The organism is Bacillus sp. FSL M8-0077 (genome assembly GCF_038050255.1).
GTDB lineage: Bacteria > Bacillota > Bacilli > Bacillales > Bacillaceae > Bacillus > Bacillus altitudinis.
The window spans coordinates 1707114-1724020 of the sequence record NZ_JBBPAF010000001.1 but is presented as its reverse complement, the minus strand read 5'-3'; the positions used below and the strand labels follow the sequence as shown (position 1 = coordinate 1724020).

The 16907-nt window shown below is 40.3% G+C and carries 17 protein-coding genes; 2 read left to right on the top strand and 15 right to left on the bottom strand.

Features of this window, described 5'->3' with window-relative positions:
- Positions 1-67: 67 nt before the first annotated feature.
- Positions 68-328 carry a phosphopantetheine-binding protein gene (locus NST57_RS08825; RefSeq protein WP_160141242.1) on the top strand — a complete coding sequence of 87 codons (261 nt, stop codon included), beginning with the start codon at positions 68-70 and terminating at the stop codon, positions 326-328.
- Here the strand turns inward: NST57_RS08825 and NST57_RS08820 are convergent.
- The 3 genes from NST57_RS08820 to NST57_RS08810 all read right to left on the bottom strand — a co-directional run bounded on the left by NST57_RS08820 (position 315) and on the right by NST57_RS08810 (position 4890).
- Positions 315-2030: an ATP-binding cassette domain-containing protein gene (locus NST57_RS08820; RefSeq protein WP_142155071.1), complete on the bottom strand. Its 1716-nt coding sequence runs from the start codon at positions 2028-2030 to the stop codon at positions 315-317. The two genes, NST57_RS08825 and NST57_RS08820, sit on opposite strands and share 14 nt — an antisense overlap.
- The gene (locus NST57_RS08815; protein ID WP_160141241.1) at positions 2027-3796 is read right to left on the bottom strand and encodes an ATP-binding cassette domain-containing protein; all 1770 of its coding nucleotides are present in this window, start codon (positions 3794-3796) and stop codon (positions 2027-2029) included. The genes NST57_RS08820 and NST57_RS08815 overlap by 4 nt, the downstream gene beginning before the upstream one ends.
- Positions 3797-3969: 173 nt before the next feature.
- A complete protein-coding gene (locus tag NST57_RS08810; protein ID WP_341298399.1) occupies positions 3970-4890 on the bottom strand; it encodes an aminoglycoside phosphotransferase family protein in 921 nt (306 codons plus the stop codon).
- 170 nt (positions 4891-5060) lie between these two features.
- Here NST57_RS08810 and NST57_RS08805 point away from each other — a divergent pair, with 170 nt between their 5' ends.
- A complete protein-coding gene (locus NST57_RS08805) occupies positions 5061-5324 on the top strand; it encodes a phosphopantetheine-binding protein (protein WP_142155069.1) in 264 nt (87 codons plus the stop codon).
- Between the two features lie 52 nt (positions 5325-5376).
- Here the strand turns inward: NST57_RS08805 and NST57_RS08800 are convergent, their stop codons facing one another.
- The 12 genes from NST57_RS08800 to nusA form a co-directional block, all read right to left on the bottom strand.
- Positions 5377-6609, bottom strand: a complete 1233-nt coding sequence (locus tag NST57_RS08800; RefSeq protein ID WP_142155067.1) for an insulinase family protein — start codon at positions 6607-6609, stop codon at positions 5377-5379.
- Positions 6610-6642: 33 nt separating this feature from the next.
- Positions 6643-7596: a polysaccharide deacetylase family protein gene (locus tag NST57_RS08795; RefSeq protein ID WP_445818786.1), complete on the bottom strand. Its 954-nt coding sequence runs from the start codon at positions 7594-7596 to the stop codon at positions 6643-6645.
- 125 nt (positions 7597-7721) lie between these two features.
- Entirely contained in the window at positions 7722-9839 is a 2118-nt protein-coding gene (pnp, locus tag NST57_RS08790; RefSeq protein ID WP_007499522.1) for a polyribonucleotide nucleotidyltransferase, read from the bottom strand.
- 183 nt (positions 9840-10022) lie between these two features.
- Positions 10023-10292, bottom strand: a complete 270-nt coding sequence (gene rpsO / locus NST57_RS08785) for a 30S ribosomal protein S15 (RefSeq protein WP_008354438.1) — start codon at positions 10290-10292, stop codon at positions 10023-10025.
- A gap of 155 nt (positions 10293-10447) precedes the next feature.
- The gene (ribF, locus tag NST57_RS08780; protein WP_017359069.1) at positions 10448-11398 is read right to left on the bottom strand and encodes a bifunctional riboflavin kinase/FAD synthetase; all 951 of its coding nucleotides are present in this window, start codon (positions 11396-11398) and stop codon (positions 10448-10450) included.
- 18 nt (positions 11399-11416) lie between these two features.
- Positions 11417-12346, bottom strand: a complete 930-nt coding sequence (gene truB / locus NST57_RS08775; protein WP_341298398.1) for a tRNA pseudouridine(55) synthase TruB — start codon at positions 12344-12346, stop codon at positions 11417-11419.
- 68 nt (positions 12347-12414) lie between these two features.
- Positions 12415-12765: a 30S ribosome-binding factor RbfA gene (rbfA, locus tag NST57_RS08770; RefSeq protein ID WP_007499525.1), complete on the bottom strand. Its 351-nt coding sequence runs from the start codon at positions 12763-12765 to the stop codon at positions 12415-12417.
- Positions 12766-12782: 17 nt separating this feature from the next.
- Entirely contained in the window at positions 12783-13061 is a 279-nt protein-coding gene (locus NST57_RS08765; RefSeq protein WP_017359071.1) for a DUF503 domain-containing protein, read from the bottom strand.
- Complete coding sequence (gene infB / locus NST57_RS08760) at positions 13058-15175, bottom strand: translation initiation factor IF-2 (protein WP_142155064.1); 2118 nt, start codon at positions 15173-15175, stop codon at positions 13058-13060. Before infB ends, NST57_RS08765 begins: the two co-directional genes overlap by 4 nt.
- 19 nt (positions 15176-15194) lie before the next feature.
- A complete protein-coding gene (locus NST57_RS08755) occupies positions 15195-15497 on the bottom strand; it encodes a YlxQ family RNA-binding protein (RefSeq protein WP_007499528.1) in 303 nt (100 codons plus the stop codon).
- On the bottom strand, positions 15490-15774 hold the full coding sequence (gene rnpM / locus NST57_RS08750; protein WP_142155063.1) for an RNase P modulator RnpM: 285 nt from the start codon (positions 15772-15774) through the stop codon (positions 15490-15492). The genes NST57_RS08755 and rnpM overlap by 8 nt, the downstream gene beginning before the upstream one ends.
- 15 nt (positions 15775-15789) lie before the next feature.
- Positions 15790-16905, bottom strand: coding sequence for a transcription termination factor NusA (gene nusA, locus NST57_RS08745; protein ID WP_003211013.1), 1116 nt, complete (start codon positions 16903-16905; stop codon positions 15790-15792).
- Positions 16906-16907: the final 2 nt, after the last annotated feature.

Sequence of the window (16907 nt, the reverse complement as noted above, 5' to 3'; positions counted from 1 at the left end):
GATTGCAATTTTCTTCTTAATCCACCAAAATATAACACATATTAATCTTTTAGAAAGGAGCCACGACATGAATGAACTGACACGAACAGAAGTTGAAGAAAAAATTGTCCAACTTGTGATGAATAAGTTGTCGCTCACTGAGCAGCCAGGCCTTGATGATAGTTTAAAAGCTTTAGGATTAAATTCTGTCCAAATTGTCTCATTTGTTATTTCATTAGAGGACACCTTTCACATTGCGTTTGAAGACGAAGAATTACACCCTGACCACTTTCGCACCTTAGATCGACTCTTTACTTTGGTCAAAAACAAACTGACTAAGACGCTGTGATGACCTGCGCCATAAATAAAGAGCGGTAATGCGAGGAGGCTTCCATCAGCTCCTCATGAGTACCGCAGCTTTGCACAGCACCGTCTTCAAGTACATAGATCATATCTGCATTTTGTATGGTCGATAATCTGTGTGCAATAACAAGCAAGGTGCTTCCCCCTTTTGCATCGTCTATCCCTTTTTGAACCTGCCTTTCTGTCTGCCGGTCAAGGGCCGATGTCGCCTCATCTAAGATCAGAAAATCAGCCTGTTTTAAAAGTGCTCTAGCGATAGCTAAACGCTGTCGTTGTCCCCCTGACAAGGAAATTCCCCTCTCTCCAATGACTGTATCAAATCCTTTTTCAAGTCCTTTAATGAAGGGAAGAATTTGTGCAATCTCACAAACCCGTTCAAGTTGTTCTTCGGTAATATCCGTTAGTCCCATGATGAGATTGAGGCGTATGGTGTCTGGGAAGAAATAGGGTTCTTGCGGGACAACGGCTACTCGTTTTAAGAAATGAGATGGCTCTATCTCTGATAATTCAACGCCATTTACTAAAACGTTTCCGCTATCCGGTTGATAAAGTCCAAGTGCCAGCTTTGAGATAGTCGATTTCCCGCTACCACTCGCTCCAACAATGGCCACTTTTTTCCCTTTTTGAATATGAAGATTCAAGTCGTTTAAAGCCCCTTTAGATGTCTGTTCATAAGAAAAACAAACATCTTCAAACACCACATCTTCCACAGAATGTATTCGCTTCGTTCCTTTTTCTTCGTTTTCTATTTGCAATACTTCTGCGATTCGATGAACAGATGCACGCTGGTGGAAAAATTCAAATACATACTGGAATAACTCCTGATAACTTTTCATTAATTGAGAAGCATATTGGTAAATGACGACAAACAAGCCGATTGACATGTTTCCTGCTGCTACTTGATATGTGCCAAACACGAGCACAGATAGTATTCCAAACCATTTCAATGGTTCTGTTAAAAATAGAAGCTTATTTTGAAACTTACCTTCTTTTATGACACGATCCATCATGTTGTTAAATAGCTTTTCATACAAACCGATTTCCCATTTACGTCGATCAAATGCAACAACTTCTCTTGTAGAAGAAATTCCTTCTTCGACATGCACGAATAAATCAGACTTTCTCTCTTGCACTTCTTTTGCGATGTTTGTTGCCGTTTTCGCCATTTTTTTACCGACAATGAAATAACACGTGCTTGCAAAAAGAAGCAAGAAAAATAATACAGGACTCACAGATAGTAAAATGATCGATAAAACAACGGCCATAAAAATAGTTTGTACAATTTTCGGTATATGCAAAGCAGATGTAACAGCGACTGTTTTTACATCTTGGTTAAGCTTGTGTAAATAATAACTAACTGGATGAATTTTATATGATCTCATTGATACTTGCTGAAGCTGATCTAACATCTTTTTCTGTAATGAATGGTGGATGGTAAGGTAGTTTTTGTGCATCACATATGGGCTGGCGACAAACATGACAACATAGACAAGAAAAATGATGGCAAACAGCATCAAAATATGGGGGAAATGTTGATTGCCGCTATTCAAAAGGACATCGTCAATGAGCCACTTTTGCAGCCCAATCATGGCTAAATTAGCTGCTGCTTCAATCAAAACGAGTAAAAGAGCGAGGATGAGCATCCATTTTTGCTTTGTGATCAAAAGAAACAGCCAATTTTTCCTCATGTTACACCTGCCTCCTTTTCTGAACGGTCAGACGCCAATTGATAAAAATGCCCCTTTTTCCTCATCAACTCATTAAAATGCCCAGTTTCTAACATACGACCGTCTTCTATCAAAATAATTCTGTCAAAATGTCTTACAGTAGATAAACGATGTGCGACTGCAATGACAGTAGATTCCTTAAATGTTTGATGTAATGCCTGCTGGACTTTTTGCTCGCTGACACTGTCAAGAGATGCTGTTGCTTCGTCGAGTAATACAACAGTTGGATTCTTAGCAAATAGTCGGGCAATTGCAATTTTTTGTTTTTGACCACCAGATAGTTTTAATCCTCTTTCCCCAAGTATGGTGTCGTATCCGTTTTCTAGTTCTCTTATAAATGAGTCGCAATCTGCTTTTTTAGCGGATTCAATGATCTGTTGATCTGAAAGACTTGTATCTCCAAAACGAATATTGTCCTTTACACTCATATTAAATAAAAACGTTTCTTGAAAAACAAACCCCATCGCATCTCTTATTTGGCTAGTAGGTAAACAGCGCAAATCAATTCCATCAAGTGTAATCATCCCAGATGAGGGATCATAAAAGCGTCCAATTAATTTAAGAAGCGATGTTTTCCCTCCACCACTCGTACCGACAAGCGCTACTTTCTCACCACGTCGAATATGTAGATTCATCCCCTTTAATAAAGGAGGGTGATTGGGATAATGAAAATCGACATCATGAAACACGATATCGCCTTCGACTTGATCAAGCTGCATTGGCTGACGAGGCTCTCTAATATCGGGTGTTTTTTTCATAAAATGATACAAAGGTTCAATTTGAAAGGTTAAGATTCGTTGTTCTGTTAGAAGTGTGACAATAGAAGTAAGCATATGCATTGCTGAAAAATAATATAGTATATATGCCACAAAACCGCCTGTCGTCAGCTGGCCATGATTTACAAGGTAGATGCCGAGTGCAAATGTAGCAAGAGCGCCAATATAATAAGTGAGCCTGCGGTTGCTTCCTCGTAAGTAAGCGAAAAAAACATTTTTTTCATGATCTTGGCGAACCTGTTCATGCAGCTTTTGAATCCGCTCCATGTCCCAATTCATATAACCTAAAATTCTAAGCTCTTCCATTGAAGCAAGACTTTCGTATAATTTTGTTTGCAGTGTGCGAAAACCTTCTGCACTTTGTCTTCCGTAGATCGTTGCCTTTTTTTCAAGCCAAGGGCCAAAGATATAGTAGAGAATAAAACTTGGAATGATAATGAGAGTGAGTAAGATAGAAATTTGTATCATAAAGTATAGTGAGATGGCGATAAATAGTGTCTGATTGATAAATTGTGGGAAGTATCGTCTGTAAATTTCTTGTACAGCTCGTGTTTGTGTGTTAACAAAGGAGAGTGTTTCACTAACAGAATGTTGTTCGTAGTATGAAAAACCGAGTTGACGGATTTGCTGGAAGGCAGCAAATTGTGAATCTCTTGAGGCTTGTTCGATTAATTTTCTTTGCCATAAATTTCGTGCAGCTGTCAATATAATACCAAGTGCTATCAAACCAGTCAGTCCTGACAATAATCCATTCATTTTAGAAAAGTCTTTTGCTGGCAAAATCGTTTCAATAAAATATTGAATAAATTTAGGTATAATGAGTTCGCTCAAGGTAATAACGAATCCACTCATAATGACTAGAATCACTTTACCTGTATAAGGCTTTAAAAATGAAAGTGTCCATAAATATACACGCCATAACTGCTTTGAATCCTTGTCGATTTGTTTCAATCCATCACCAGCCTTTTGCTCTTTTTCAACAAAAAACGGAATTTTTTTACAACTTTTTCGATCCTTGTTTGGATTATATAAAATGTTTCTACTCATGACAATGTGTAATTTGTATCATTATAACATAAAAGGCAGTGACTTCCATCACCGCCTAATCGTCCTATATTTCACTGTTATCTAGCGATACGCGTATACCAATGAGGTTCTATTTGACGAAAATAATCATGATCTTTTAATATATTTTCTAGTCTTTCGATCATCTCATCCATTTGACCTGGATCAAATTTAATGACCCACATAATTGATGAAAAGATGCTCATTGCGACATATAAAGAGTAAAGCTGCCAAAAATCTGCTGGTATTTCACCATCAAAATACCCATTGATTTGACCAGCCGCAAATGCTTCACTTGTTTCTCTACTGAAAAGAGCTACTTTATAAAAATCATGCATGGGGTCTCCCCAATCAAAATTGTTAAAATCAATAACGCCTGCATATTTATCATTCTTTATAATAATATTCCCTAAATGAAAGTCATCGTGCTGAAATTGGTTAGGCCTTCCCTTCACCATATCTATGTGCTGTGCGATAAACTGCGCAACTTTTTCATCTCCTTCTATGGTGATACCACTTTCCCGATAAGCAGCTAAATATCGATGATGCTTTTTCACAACACGCTCTTCCCAAGGTTCGATGTGTGATGGCGCTGGGTATGTATGCATGTTTCGTAAATCCCGTCCTGCACTTACCCCGATCGCATACTGCTGTTCTTCTGTTAACTGACTTATGATTTCTTTTGCTTCTTGACCTTCTACAAACGATAAAATATAGTACACTTGCTGTGTTTCATCTAGAACACCCATTTTCACTGGATCAGCACACTGAACACCGTGACGTCTTAATTGGGAAAGGAGTTCAAATTGCGTCTTTATTTTGTCATATTGGTCTTGATCTGTGAATCGAAGGACACACTTTTCACCTGATGACATCGTCACGACCCATTTTTCATCTCGAGAATAGCCTTTATCAATTTGGTCTATGGAGATCGCTTTTTTTAATAAGGGAATATGCTGCACAAGGTCTGTTTTATTCATGGATTGATCCATCCTTCCCAGTCTCTTTTCTTCTCACTCTACCAAATTTTTCATTTGAAGAGAATGATCAACAATTCCTATTTATGTCGAAACTGCTTTACAATGTTTTTTCATTCTAATATAGTTAATTTATGTAAAGAATAGAAAATTTGTAAAGAGGAGCGTTGCAGATGAATGAAACGACGGATGCCCTTTCACTATCAAGTCAAGTAAAAGATTTGGTCCTGCGTTCTTTAGACGATGATAGCAAGATTTCTATTGGTGCAGATGAAGAGTTAACAAATCAAGGTCTCGATTCAATTAAAGCAGTTTCACTCATTTTGGAATTAGAAGAGGTTTTTGATATTCAATTTGCAGATGAGGAACTATTGACAGAGCACTTTTCGACAATCAATAAAATTGTTCATCAGCTGCAAAACAAGTTAGCTGATTAATCTTTAGGCATGAAAAAAAGGCATCTCTTTTAAAAGACATGCCTTTTTTTGTTTAAGCAGAAGGTACATCACCTGTTGGACTAATAAGCGAGAGCGCATAATCTTCTGTAAAGATTCTTTTCGATAAATTATTCACGCCGTCTAATGAGACGCGATTGATTTCATCAATAATTTCATCAAGCGTACGATGCTTGCCAAGGAGTAATTCATTTTTACCATTTCGGCTCATCTTGCTGTTTGTGCTTTCAAGACTGAGCATGAGGTTGCCTTTCATTTGCTCCTTAGAGTTTTCAAGTTCTTTCTGCGTAATTCCCTCACGTTTTAAGACGTCTAATGTTTGTAAGATGGTTTCAGATAGCAGGTTCAGCTGCTTCGCTCCAGTTCCACCATAGATCGTCAGCATTCCGTTATCTGCAAATGAACTATGATAGCTGAACACAGAATACGCAAGTCCTTTATCTTCTCTTACGTCTTGGAACAACCGGCTGCTCATGCTACCGCCTAGAACATTATTTAAGACGATTAAGTCATAGATGCCCTGATCTCCAGCAGGAAGTCCGTTAAAGCCCATGCAAAGGTGCGCCTGTTCTGTTTCCTTTTTGCGTGTCAGTTTGTCATAGTGGAATTGCGGGGCTTCGACAGGCTGCTTTTTCCCCTTTCCTTCATACGAGCCAAATAATGTTTCGACCTCACGAATGAAGGTGTCATCGATGTTCCCTGCAACAGAGATGACGACGCGATCCGGTGTATAGAATTCGTCCATATATTTTCTAAGGGAATCACCGTTAAAAGTAGAGAGTGTTTCCTCTGTCCCCAGAATCGGATAACCTAATGAATGATCACCGTAAATGGCTTTGCTTAACAAATCATGAACGATGTCATCAGGAGTGTCTTCATACATTTTAATTTCTTCATAAACAACATTTTTTTCTTTCTTCAGCTCTTCTTCATCAAAAGCAGAGTTGAAAAACATGTCACTCAATACATCGAGGGCATACCCTGCATGTGAATCAAGTACCTTTGCATAATAGCAAGTGTATTCTTTTGACGTAAAGGCATTCACTTGACCACCAATGCGGTCAAAGGATTCTGCGATATCACGTGCAGATCTCGTCTTTGTCCCTTTAAAGAACATATGCTCTAAAAAGTGTGAGATCCCATTTACTTCTGGTGTCTCATGTCTAGAACCTGTTCCAATCCAGACACCAATGGCGACAGACCTTACAGTGGGATTGTTTTCAAGTACAATTCTTACTCCGTTTTGGCATGTATACGTTTTGACCAAGTTTTGCTCCTCCTATTCAACAAACAAATCGCATCACGGACGTCTTTTTTCACTTAGGAGGTCAGAAACCGTTCCTAATTCATATCCTCTTTCTTTGATTTGAGTGATAAGTGCGTCAAGACTTCTCGCTGTTGCGTCTGTTGGATGCATTAATATCATCGCCCCATTGTGAATTTTCCCAAGCACTCGTTTTTGTAATACAGCTGGTGATGGTTTTTGCCAGTCGATCGTGTCTACTGTCCACATAATGGTTTCCATTCCTTCTTGTTTCGCAAGCTTTACTGTTTCTTCTTTAAAGCTGCCGCTTGGAGGCGCAAACCATATCGGTTTTTTCCCAAGGGATTCTTCAATTTGGCGATTTGTTTTGATCATCTGCTCTAATGCTCGTTCTCTTGTCAGTGTGCGCATATCCGGGTGATTGTATGAATGATTTCCAATTTCATGACCATCTGCCACGATTTTTTTAGCTAGGTCTGTACTGTTTTTCACCCATTTGCCCTCTAAGAAAAAGGTTGCCTTCACTTGATGCTTTTCTAGTGTATTCAACATCTTTGTTAAATGCTCGTCGCCCCAAGCTACATTGATCAGGAATGCATTCATCTTTTTATCTGGATGTCCCTTATAGATGGGTTCAGCACCAAGTTCATGCAAATGGACAGATGGTTTTGTTTCTTTAAAAACAAGCAGCTTTTCATCGAAAGAGCCTCGTTTTTTCATTTTTTCGTAAGAAGCATCGATATCTACTGTCTGTCCATTTAAGCCAGGCATCTTTTTCCACACTTTATCAATCTTAGCATTTTGCGGCTTCTCTTCATAGTCAGAAGACTTCGATTCGATCTCTTGATACAGAATATCTTTTGAAACAGATGCTACCTCGGCGTGCTCTTTCATTGAATCCATATATGTAACAGCAGCCGGCTGCTTCATCGTTTGATATGACACGAGCAGTAAAAATACAAACACAAAGAATGGTATCGTTTTTTTCAATGGTTGTCCCTCCCCTTTACCACAAATTATGATGGGGAGAAACAAGCTAGAACTATTGTTACGCGCAAGAAAAGAAAGAAGCCTGGCACGGATACCTGGCTTCTAACACATTTTATTTGTTCTCATTAAGACTGCTTTTCTTCTTTTTCCTTTTCTTCACGTAAAACAGCTTTACGAGAAAGGTTCACACGGCCTTGTTTATCGATCTCAGTGACTTTGACGAGTAGTTCGTCACCAATCTTCACGACATCTTCTACTTTGCCAACACGTTCAAGTGCAAGCTCAGAAATATGAACAAGTCCATCTTTGCCGCTGAAGATTTCGAGGAAGGCACCGAATTTTTCAATTCGTTTTACTTTACCTAGGTAAAGTTGGCCAACTTCAACTTCTCTGACAAGATCTTCAATGATTTTCTTCGCTTTTTGGTTCATGTCTTCTTCAGTAGAAGAGATAAAGATTGTACCGTCTTGTTCAATATCAATTTTCACACCGGTATCTTCAATAATTTTATTGATTTGTTTACCGCTTGGTCCAATGACATCGCGAATTTTATCTGGATTGATTGTCATCGTTAAGATTTTTGGTGCATAACGTGACAATTCTCCTCTAGAAGCTGGAATCGTTGACAGCATGCTATCTAAAATTTCCATTCTTCCTTTTTTCGCTTGTTGAAGTGCTTCTTCTAAAATGTCTTTTGATAGACCATCGATTTTGATATCCATTTGAAGTGCTGTTACACCTTTTGATGTACCTGCAACTTTAAAGTCCATATCACCAAGTGCATCTTCCATTCCTTGAATGTCTGTCAGCACTGTGTAGTATTCACCGGATTTCACAAGTCCCATTGCAATCCCTGCAACTGGTGCTTTAATTGGAACACCTGCATCCATCATCGCAAGTGTGCTCGCACAAATACTTGCTTGTGAAGTAGAACCGTTTGATTCTAACACCTCAGACACAAGGCGAACCGTATATGGGAAATCTTTTTCAGATGGAATGACTGGCTCTAATGCACGTTCGCCAAGCGCCCCATGTCCAATCTCACGGCGGCCTGGACCACGCATTGGACCGGTCTCACCAACACTAAATTGCGGGAAGTTATAATGGTGCATGAATCGCTTAGACTCTTCAACACCAAGACCATCAAGAATTTGTACATCACCAAGTGCACCTAATGTACAAATACTGAGTGCCTGTGTTTGGCCTCTTGTAAACAATCCTGAACCGTGCGTTCTTGGAAGAAGTCCTACTTCTGAAGAAAGTGGACGGATTTGATCGACCCCGCGTCCATCTGGACGTACTTTCTCTTCAGTAATAAGGCGGCGAACTTCGTTTTTCACAAGCTTATTTAAGACATCCTTCGCTTGTTTAATCGTAGCTTCGTCACGCTCTTCTTCTTCAAATTTTTGAACGACAGCTTTTTTCACAGCACTGATGGCATCTTCACGAGCATGCTTCTCATGTACTTGAATCGCTTTCAGTAGATCCGCTTCAGCAAGTTGTTTTACTTCCTCTGCTAATGCTTGATCGACTTCATATAAAGGAATATCGATTTTTTCTTTACCGACAGCTTTCACAATTTCTTCTTGGAATTCGATTAAGCGTTTGATCTCTTGATGGCCGTACATGATGGCTTCAAGCATCGTTTCTTCTGGTACTTCATCAGCACCAGCCTCTACCATGTTGATTGCATCTTTTGTTCCAGCTACAACAAGGTTGATATCGCTTTGTTCAAGCTGCTCAACATTTGGATTGATGATTAGCTTTCCATCTACTCGTCCTACTGTCACGCCAGCGATTGGTCCCTCAAATGGAATGTCAGACACACATAAAGCTAAAGATGAGCCAAACATTGCAGCCATTTCAGATGAACAATCTTGATCCACACTCATGACAATACTAATGACTTGTACTTCATTTCTAAATCCGTCTGCAAATAGTGGACGGATCGGTCTATCAATTAAGCGGCTCGCAAGGATTGCTTTTTCACTTGGGCGGCCTTCTCTTTTAATGAAACCACCAGGAATTTTACCAACTGCATATAATCTTTCTTCGTAGTTTACAGTAAGCGGGAAAAAATCAAGTGGTTTTGGTTCTTTAGAAGCTGTTGCTGAGCTAAGCACAGCCGTATCTCCGTAGCGTACGAGAACCGCTCCGTTTGCTTGCTTTGCAAGCTGGCCAGTTTCAACTGTCAGTTGACGTCCAGCCCAGTCTATGGTGAAGACTTGTTTCTCTTGTCCCATTCTGAGATAAACTCCTCTCTTGTCGTAAAGTTTTTAGGTTATTTCTTATTATGAACAAAATGATTTTCACATATCAATGTGAAAGCTGTATGTAGAAGGGTTTTTGCCATTCTTTCAACATTTTAACCATAAAATATTAGTGATTATACGATAAAAAAGCGGGAATCCTCCCGCTTTTTACGATTATCGACGTAAGCCTAGTTTGTTAATTAACTCACGGTAACGAGTTACGTCTTTATTACGTAGATACGTAAGAAGATTACGACGTCTACCTACCATTTTCAAAAGACCGCGACGTGAGTGGTGATCTTTCTTATGAGTACGTAAATGCTCGTTCAAGTTGTTAATTGATTCTGTTAGGACAGCGATCTGAACTTCTGGAGATCCAGTATCAGATTCGTGTGTTTTGAACTCATTAATTAATTGAGTTTTACGCTCTTGAGTAATAGCCATCCTGTTTCACCTCCAAATCATGTTAGCCCCATCTACCTCGCAACCGTCGGTGAAGTCGGCCTGCCAAGTAAGTGGTTTTAAAGCTACAGGAATTATCATACTAAAAATATGCCGATTTTGCAAATGATAGAGCGGTTTTTCTGCGATTTTTTTGTTTAATGAAGATGATCTTGAAAAAACTGAATCGCTTCTTCTTTATCTTGACTAATTTGAGCCGTTAATTCTTGGATGCCGTTAAATTTTTGTTCACTGCGGATCCGTTTGTACCACTGTAATTTAATCGGTTCACCATAAATTTCTTCGTTAAAATCAAAAAGGTTCACTTCAATCGCAGGCTGATCAGGACGTTTTTCGTAAAATGTTGGTTTATAGCCAACGTTACAAACACCGTCATACACCTTGCCTTTCACTTCCGCTCTCACTGCATATACGCCTGTTGGCGGGATGATGTATTCAGCAGATAAACCAACATTGGCGGTTGGAAAGCCAATCGTGCGCCCTCGTTTATCTCCATGAATCACAATGCCGCGCAGCTGATACGGTTTCCCTAAAAGCTCACTCACATATTCAACGTCTCCATTTTTCAATGCGGAACGTATAAGGGTTGAGCTGACTTTTCGGTCTTGGTTGGAAAGCTTAGGTACAATGGTCGCAGCAATCCGCCCTTTCCCGTATTCATCAAACGTTTCCATTGTGCCTGCGCCAAACCGGCCAAATGTAAAATCAAAACCAGCGACTGCATGCTTCACATTCAGTTCGTCCAAATATTGATCGACAAACTCTTGAGGAGACAGTGCTGCAAAGCTTTCGCTGAATTGCACAATGTATAAGTAGTCAGCACCTAATTGTTCGATAAAATCAATTTTATCCTCAAGCGGTGTAATTAAGTCTTTTGGTTCACGTGCTTTTTGCAGAACATGTGATGGATGCGGATGAAAGGTCATGACAGCTAGAGCTAAACCCTCTTTTTCCGCAATGTTTTTCGCTGCATCAATCACTTTTTGGTGTCCGAGGTGAACACCGTCAAAATACCCTAAAGCCATCACAGACGGGACTTGATCCTTTTGATTCAATGTATGTGGGTGTGAAATATGTATAGTCTTCACGAGATGGTCACCTTTTCTTTAAGATTGCTTGTCCTGTGATAAAATCTTCGCCGGCTTCATCAGGTTCTGTTTGGTCGGGTGCTTCATATAAATCGCCATACAACGGCCTGAAGGAGCAAAGACAGCGACACGATCTTCCTCTGCAAAATGAGCAAATTCATCAGGCATAGGTAGGACTGCACCGTTTTCCACTTTACTTGCTAATGTATCATTTATCTCCCATTTCGGCAAATGATTGAGCGCACGCTCGATTGGCACAAGATGTTCCTCAACTGTTCCTTTCTCGCTGATCTCCCGCAGCTCATCAAGAGTGATACATTCATCTAACGTAAAGTCGCCAGATCCAATGCGAATGAGGTGAGACATGTGGGCTGGAAACCCAAGTTTTTTTCCGATATCGACGGCTAACGTTCTCACATACGTGCCTTTTGAACACAGTACGGTGAATCTAAAGGATACCTTTCCATTTTCAAATGTGACAGGTGTTGTCCGCTCGATGCGATGAATGGTAATTTGACGGCTTGGACGTTCAATTTCAATGCCTTGCCTTGCATATTCATAGAGCTTTTTTCCGCCAATTTTCACAGCAGAAAACATGGGGGGAATCTGTTCAATGGTTCCTTCAAATTGTTTCAGCGCAGCATCAATGTCATCTTCTGACATTGGTTCTAGCACCTTTTTTTCTTCCACTACTTCACCTGTTTGGTCTTCTGTCGTTGTAGAAAATCCAATGGTGATTTCCGCATCATACGTTTTCGATTTATCTGTTAAGTACTCCACAATTTTTGTCGCTCGTCCAATACAAATAGGTAGAACACCTGAAACCTCTGGATCGAGTGTCCCTGTATGTCCCACTTTTTTTGTGTGTAAAATCTTTCTCACTTTAAACACACAGTCGTGAGAGGTCATGCCTCTTTCTTTATGTAATAAAAGAACACCGTTTTGCACCTGCGTTCTCTCCTTTCATAAACGATGAAAAAGGACAGACGATCATCGCCTATCCTTATTTCAACGTCTTATTCGTGATCTTTTGTGTTTAGTTCAGCAATCAGGCTTTCAATTCGGTTACCGTAATCTACAGACTCATCGAATTCAAAGTGAAGCTCTGGTGTTTTGCGAAGTCTAATTCGATTGCCAATTTCAGAGCGGATATACCCTTTCGCCTTTGCAAGGCCTTTTAAGGTTTCCTCTCTTTTCTTCTCGTCGCCAAGAACAGAAATGTAGACTTTGGCAATTTGCAAATCACCGGATACTTCAACATCCGTTACAGTCAAAAATCCGATTCTTGGATCTTTTAGCTTTCTGCCAAGGATGTCGCCTAATTCTTTTTTCATTTGCTCACCCACACGGGTTGCTCTCATACTCATGATCTTATCACCTCTAATTAAAACCACTCAGTTTTCGTGATCGTTCGTTCAATTTCCGGAAAAGAATCAATAAAGCTTAACACACGCTGAAGTTCCTTTTCCACTTGAACCCGGGAGGAGGAAATGACGGCGATTCCGATCGAAGTACGCTGCCATGTATCCTGATAGTCCATTTCAGCAATGGTCACATTGAATTTATGGCGCGTTCTTGTCATGATACGCTGCAGAACCGCACGTTTTTCCTTCAGTGAGGATGCATCATAGATCATACACTCACACTCGGTATAACCGATCATTTTCTTTCGATTTCTTGCATAACGAATGATTCCATGACATCACCTTCACGGATATCATTGTATTTCTTAATGGTAATACCACATTCATAGCCTTGTGAAACTTCTTTCACATCGTCTTTGAATCGTTTTAATACGTCGACTTCACCTTCAAAGATGACGACGCCATCACGAATTAAGCGGATACCACTGTCTCTAGTAATGGTACCTTCAGTGACATAGCCACCAGCAATTGTACCGATTTTTGATACTTTGAACGTTTGACGAACTTCAACTTGACCGATGACTTTTTCTTCATATTCAGGGTCAAGCATCCCTTTCATCGCAGCTTCAATTTCATCGATGACTTTGTAGATGATGCGGTGTAAGCGGATATCTACGTTTTCTGTTTCAGCTGTGCTCTTCGCATTGCCATCAGGACGTACGTTAAATCCAATCACGATCGCATTAGAAGCACTTGCTAAAATGATATCAGATTCTGTAATCGCTCCAACACCCGTATGGATGATTTTCACTTTTACGCCTTCTACTTCAATTTTTTGAAGAGCTGCCGTCAGTGCTTCAGCAGAACCTTGTACGTCTGCTTTTACGATTAAGTTGATATCTTTCACATCACCTTGTTTGATTTGCTCAAATAGGTCATCGAGAGATAATTTCGCTTTGTCTGAACGCTGTTCATCAAGTTGTTTAGACGCACGCGCCTCACCGACTTGACGAGCTGTTTTTTCATCTTTGAATACGAGGAACTGATCCCCTGCATGCGGTACATCATTTAAACCAGTGATTTCAACAGGTGTAGATGGTCCTGCTGTTTTCACGCGGCGTCCGATGTCATTGACCATTGCACGTACACGGCCAAATGTATTTCCGACAACGATTGGGTCACCTACTTGAAGTGTACCAGTTTGAACGAGAAGGGTTGCAACAGAACCTCTTCCTTTATCAAGCTCAGCCTCGATCACAGTTCCTTTTGCCGCACGATTTGGGTTGGCTTTTAGTTCTGCTACTTCGCTGACAAGAAGGATCATTTCGATCAATTCGTCAATGCCTTCACCTGTTTTTGCAGATAAAGGAACGAAAATGGTTTCGCCGCCCCAAGCCTCAGGTACAAGACCATGCTCAGTTAATTCCTGCATCACGCGGTCAGGGTTCGCTGTTGGTTTGTCAATTTTATTGACAGCAACAATGATTGGCACCTCTGCCGCTTTGGCGTGGTTGATCGCTTCAATCGTTTGCGGCATGACACCGTCATCTGCTGCAACGACCAAGATCGTCGTATCTGTTACTTCAGCACCGCGTGCTCGCATTGTAGTGAAAGCTGCGTGTCCTGGTGTATCAAGGAACGTGATTTTCTTACCGTTTTCTTCAATTTGGTATGCACCAATATGCTGCGTGATTCCACCCGCTTCGCCTTCAACGACTTTCGTTTTACGAATGCTGTCAAGAAGCGTTGTTTTCCCGTGGTCAACGTGTCCCATGATTGTTACAACTGGAGGGCGTACTTGCATATCTTCTTCTTTATCTTCAACTTCATACTTTTCAAGTTCAGTTTCTTCTAAAATGATCACTTCCTCAACAGGAACGCCATATTCAGAAGCGATTAATTCGACTGTATCTTTATCAAGTTCTTGGTTGATCGTTGCCATGACACCAAGCATCATCAGCTTTTTGATGATTTCAGCTGTTTCTTTGCCAAGCTCGTCAGCAAGCTGACCGACTGTCATTGAATTTGTAAATTCAATTTTTTCAGGAAGCTCTTTTTTCGGCTTCACAGGTCTTGCTTGCTGATGCTGCGCCTTGTTGCCGCCGCGTTTATTTTTGTTTTTGTTTTGGTTGTTGTTTTTTTTGTTTTTATTAAATTGATTATTCTGCACGTCATTCTTCTTTCTATCATTGTTTTTGGTAGATGATTGTTTTTTTTGTTCTGCGGGTTTCTCGTTAGCTGTCTCTTTTGCTTTGGCTTTTTTGTAGATAGCGTCTAGCTTTTTCACAGTGTCGTCTTCAAGCGTCGCCATGTGGTTGTTCACTTCCACGTTCATATCCTTAAGCGCTGCTATAATATCTTTACTTGAAACATCTATGGCTTTTGCGTATTCATATACTCTCACTTTAGCCATTCGTTCACCCCCAAATAAATTAATCGAGCAAGCTTATAAGCTTCTTAGCGAAGCCTTGGTCAGTGACAGCGACAACTACGCGAGCTTCTTTCCCAATAGAACGTCCGAGAACGGAACGGTCTTCAACTTTTCTAACCGGAACATTGTAAAATTTGCATTTGTCAGATACCTTTTTCTCTGTGTTGGATGAGGCATCTGCTGCAAGAAGAACCAGCTTAGCACGCGCATGTCTAATTTCTTTGATCACCAGATCTTCTCCTGACACGACTTTACGAGCTCGATTTGCTAGACCAAGCAAAGGATACCATTCAGATTCAGTCATTTGGTTTTTTCACCTTTTCAGCTAGTTCTAGTAATTCTTCAAAAATGTGATCGTCAATCTGTGTCTGAAATTGCTGCTGTAAACTACGTTTGTTCTTCGCCGCAAGAATGGTTTCTTTATCGAGAGAAAGGTAAGCACCGCGCCCGTTCATTTTTCCGGTTGCGTCAACAGACACTTCACCTTCTTTTGAACGAACCACGCGAATCAGTTCTTTCTTTGGTTTCATTTCTCCCGTCACGACGCATTTTCTAAGCGGGATTTTTTTTCGGCTTTTCACCTTTTATATCACCTCTTATTCGTCAGATTCCTCAGCTACTGGTTCAGCCTCTAAGAAAAGAGATTCAGAGTCTTCAGTTCTTGGGAAAATACCGAGTTCTCTTGCATCTGTTTCGCTTTTAATGTCAATCTTCCAGCTCGTTAATTTCGCTGCAAGACGCGCATTTTGACCTCTTTTACCAATGGCTAATGACAGCTGATAATCAGGTACAATGACAGTTGTCGCCTTATCTTCTTCATTTACAATGACATCAAGTACTTTTGATGGACTTAACGCATTGGCAACAAATTCAACAGGGTCATTAGACCAATGAACGATGTCAATTTTTTCGCCTTTCAGCTCATTGACAATTGCTTGTACACGTTGACCTTTAGGTCCAACACAAGAACCAACTGGATCAACATCAGGATCATCTGTACGAACAGATATTTTAGAACGGTCCCCTGCTTCTCTAGCGACAGATTTAAGCTCTACAGTACCATCATAAATTTCTGGCACTTCGATTTCAAATAAACGCTTTAAAAGACCTGGGTGTGTTCTTGATACATAAATTTGTGGTCCTTTTGTTGTTTTTTCTACTTTCGTAATGAACACTTTAATGCGGTCATGTGGTTTGTAATCCTCATTTGGCATTTGTTCATTGACCGGAAGAAGGGCTTCGATTTTGCCAAGTGACACGTAAATGAATTTACTGTCAATTCGCTGAACGATTCCCGTCATAATGTCTTCCTCACGATCGATAAACTCAGTGTAAATCACACCTCGCTCTGCTTCTCTCACTCGCTGCGTCACGACTTGTTTCGCTGTCTGAGCTGCAATGCGTCCGAAATCTTTTGGTGTGACTTCAATTTCAACGACGTCACCAACCATGTAATTCGGGTTCATATTTGCTGCATCATCTACAGAGATTTCAAGGCGAGAATCATACACTTCATCTACAACATCTTTTCTTGCGAATACGCGAATCGTTCCCGTTTCACGGTTTAAATCAACACGCACATTTTGTGCTTGATTAAAATTACGCTTGTATGCAGAAATGAGTGCAGCTTCTATCGCTTCAATAATAATTTCTTTACTAATGCCCTTCTCTTTCTCAAGAACAGTCAGGGCATCTAACAACTCACTACTCATTT

Bases quoted from the DNA above. Each gene is read 5' to 3' on its own strand.
- NST57_RS08825 (WP_160141242.1), top strand. From the start codon at position 68: ATGAATGAACTGACACGAACAGAAGTTGAAGAAAAAATTGTCCAACTT.
- infB (WP_142155064.1), bottom strand. From the start codon at position 15,175: ATGGCTAAAGTGAGAGTATATGAATACGCAAAAGCCATAGATGTTTCA.
- NST57_RS08810 (WP_341298399.1), bottom strand. From the start codon at position 4,890: ATGAATAAAACAGACCTTGTGCAGCATATTCCCTTATTAAAAAAAGCG.
- NST57_RS08755 (WP_007499528.1), bottom strand. From the start codon at position 15,497: ATGACTGAATCTGAATGGTATCCTTTGCTTGGTCTAGCAAATCGAGCT.
- NST57_RS08820 (WP_142155071.1), bottom strand. From the start codon at position 2,030: ATGAGGAAAAATTGGCTGTTTCTTTTGATCACAAAGCAAAAATGGATG.
- NST57_RS08765 (WP_017359071.1), bottom strand. From the start codon at position 13,061: ATGATCGGTTATACCGAGTGTGAGTGTATGATCTATGATGCATCCTCA.
- pnp (WP_007499522.1), bottom strand. From the start codon at position 9,839: ATGGGACAAGAGAAACAAGTCTTCACCATAGACTGGGCTGGACGTCAA.
- rbfA (WP_007499525.1), bottom strand. From the start codon at position 12,765: ATGAGTATGAGAGCAACCCGTGTGGGTGAGCAAATGAAAAAAGAATTA.
- rpsO (WP_008354438.1), bottom strand. From the start codon at position 10,292: ATGGCTATTACTCAAGAGCGTAAAACTCAATTAATTAATGAGTTCAAA.
- NST57_RS08805 (WP_142155069.1), top strand. From the start codon at position 5,061: ATGAATGAAACGACGGATGCCCTTTCACTATCAAGTCAAGTAAAAGAT.
- nusA (WP_003211013.1), bottom strand. From the start codon at position 16,905: ATGAGTAGTGAGTTGTTAGATGCCCTGACTGTTCTTGAGAAAGAGAAG.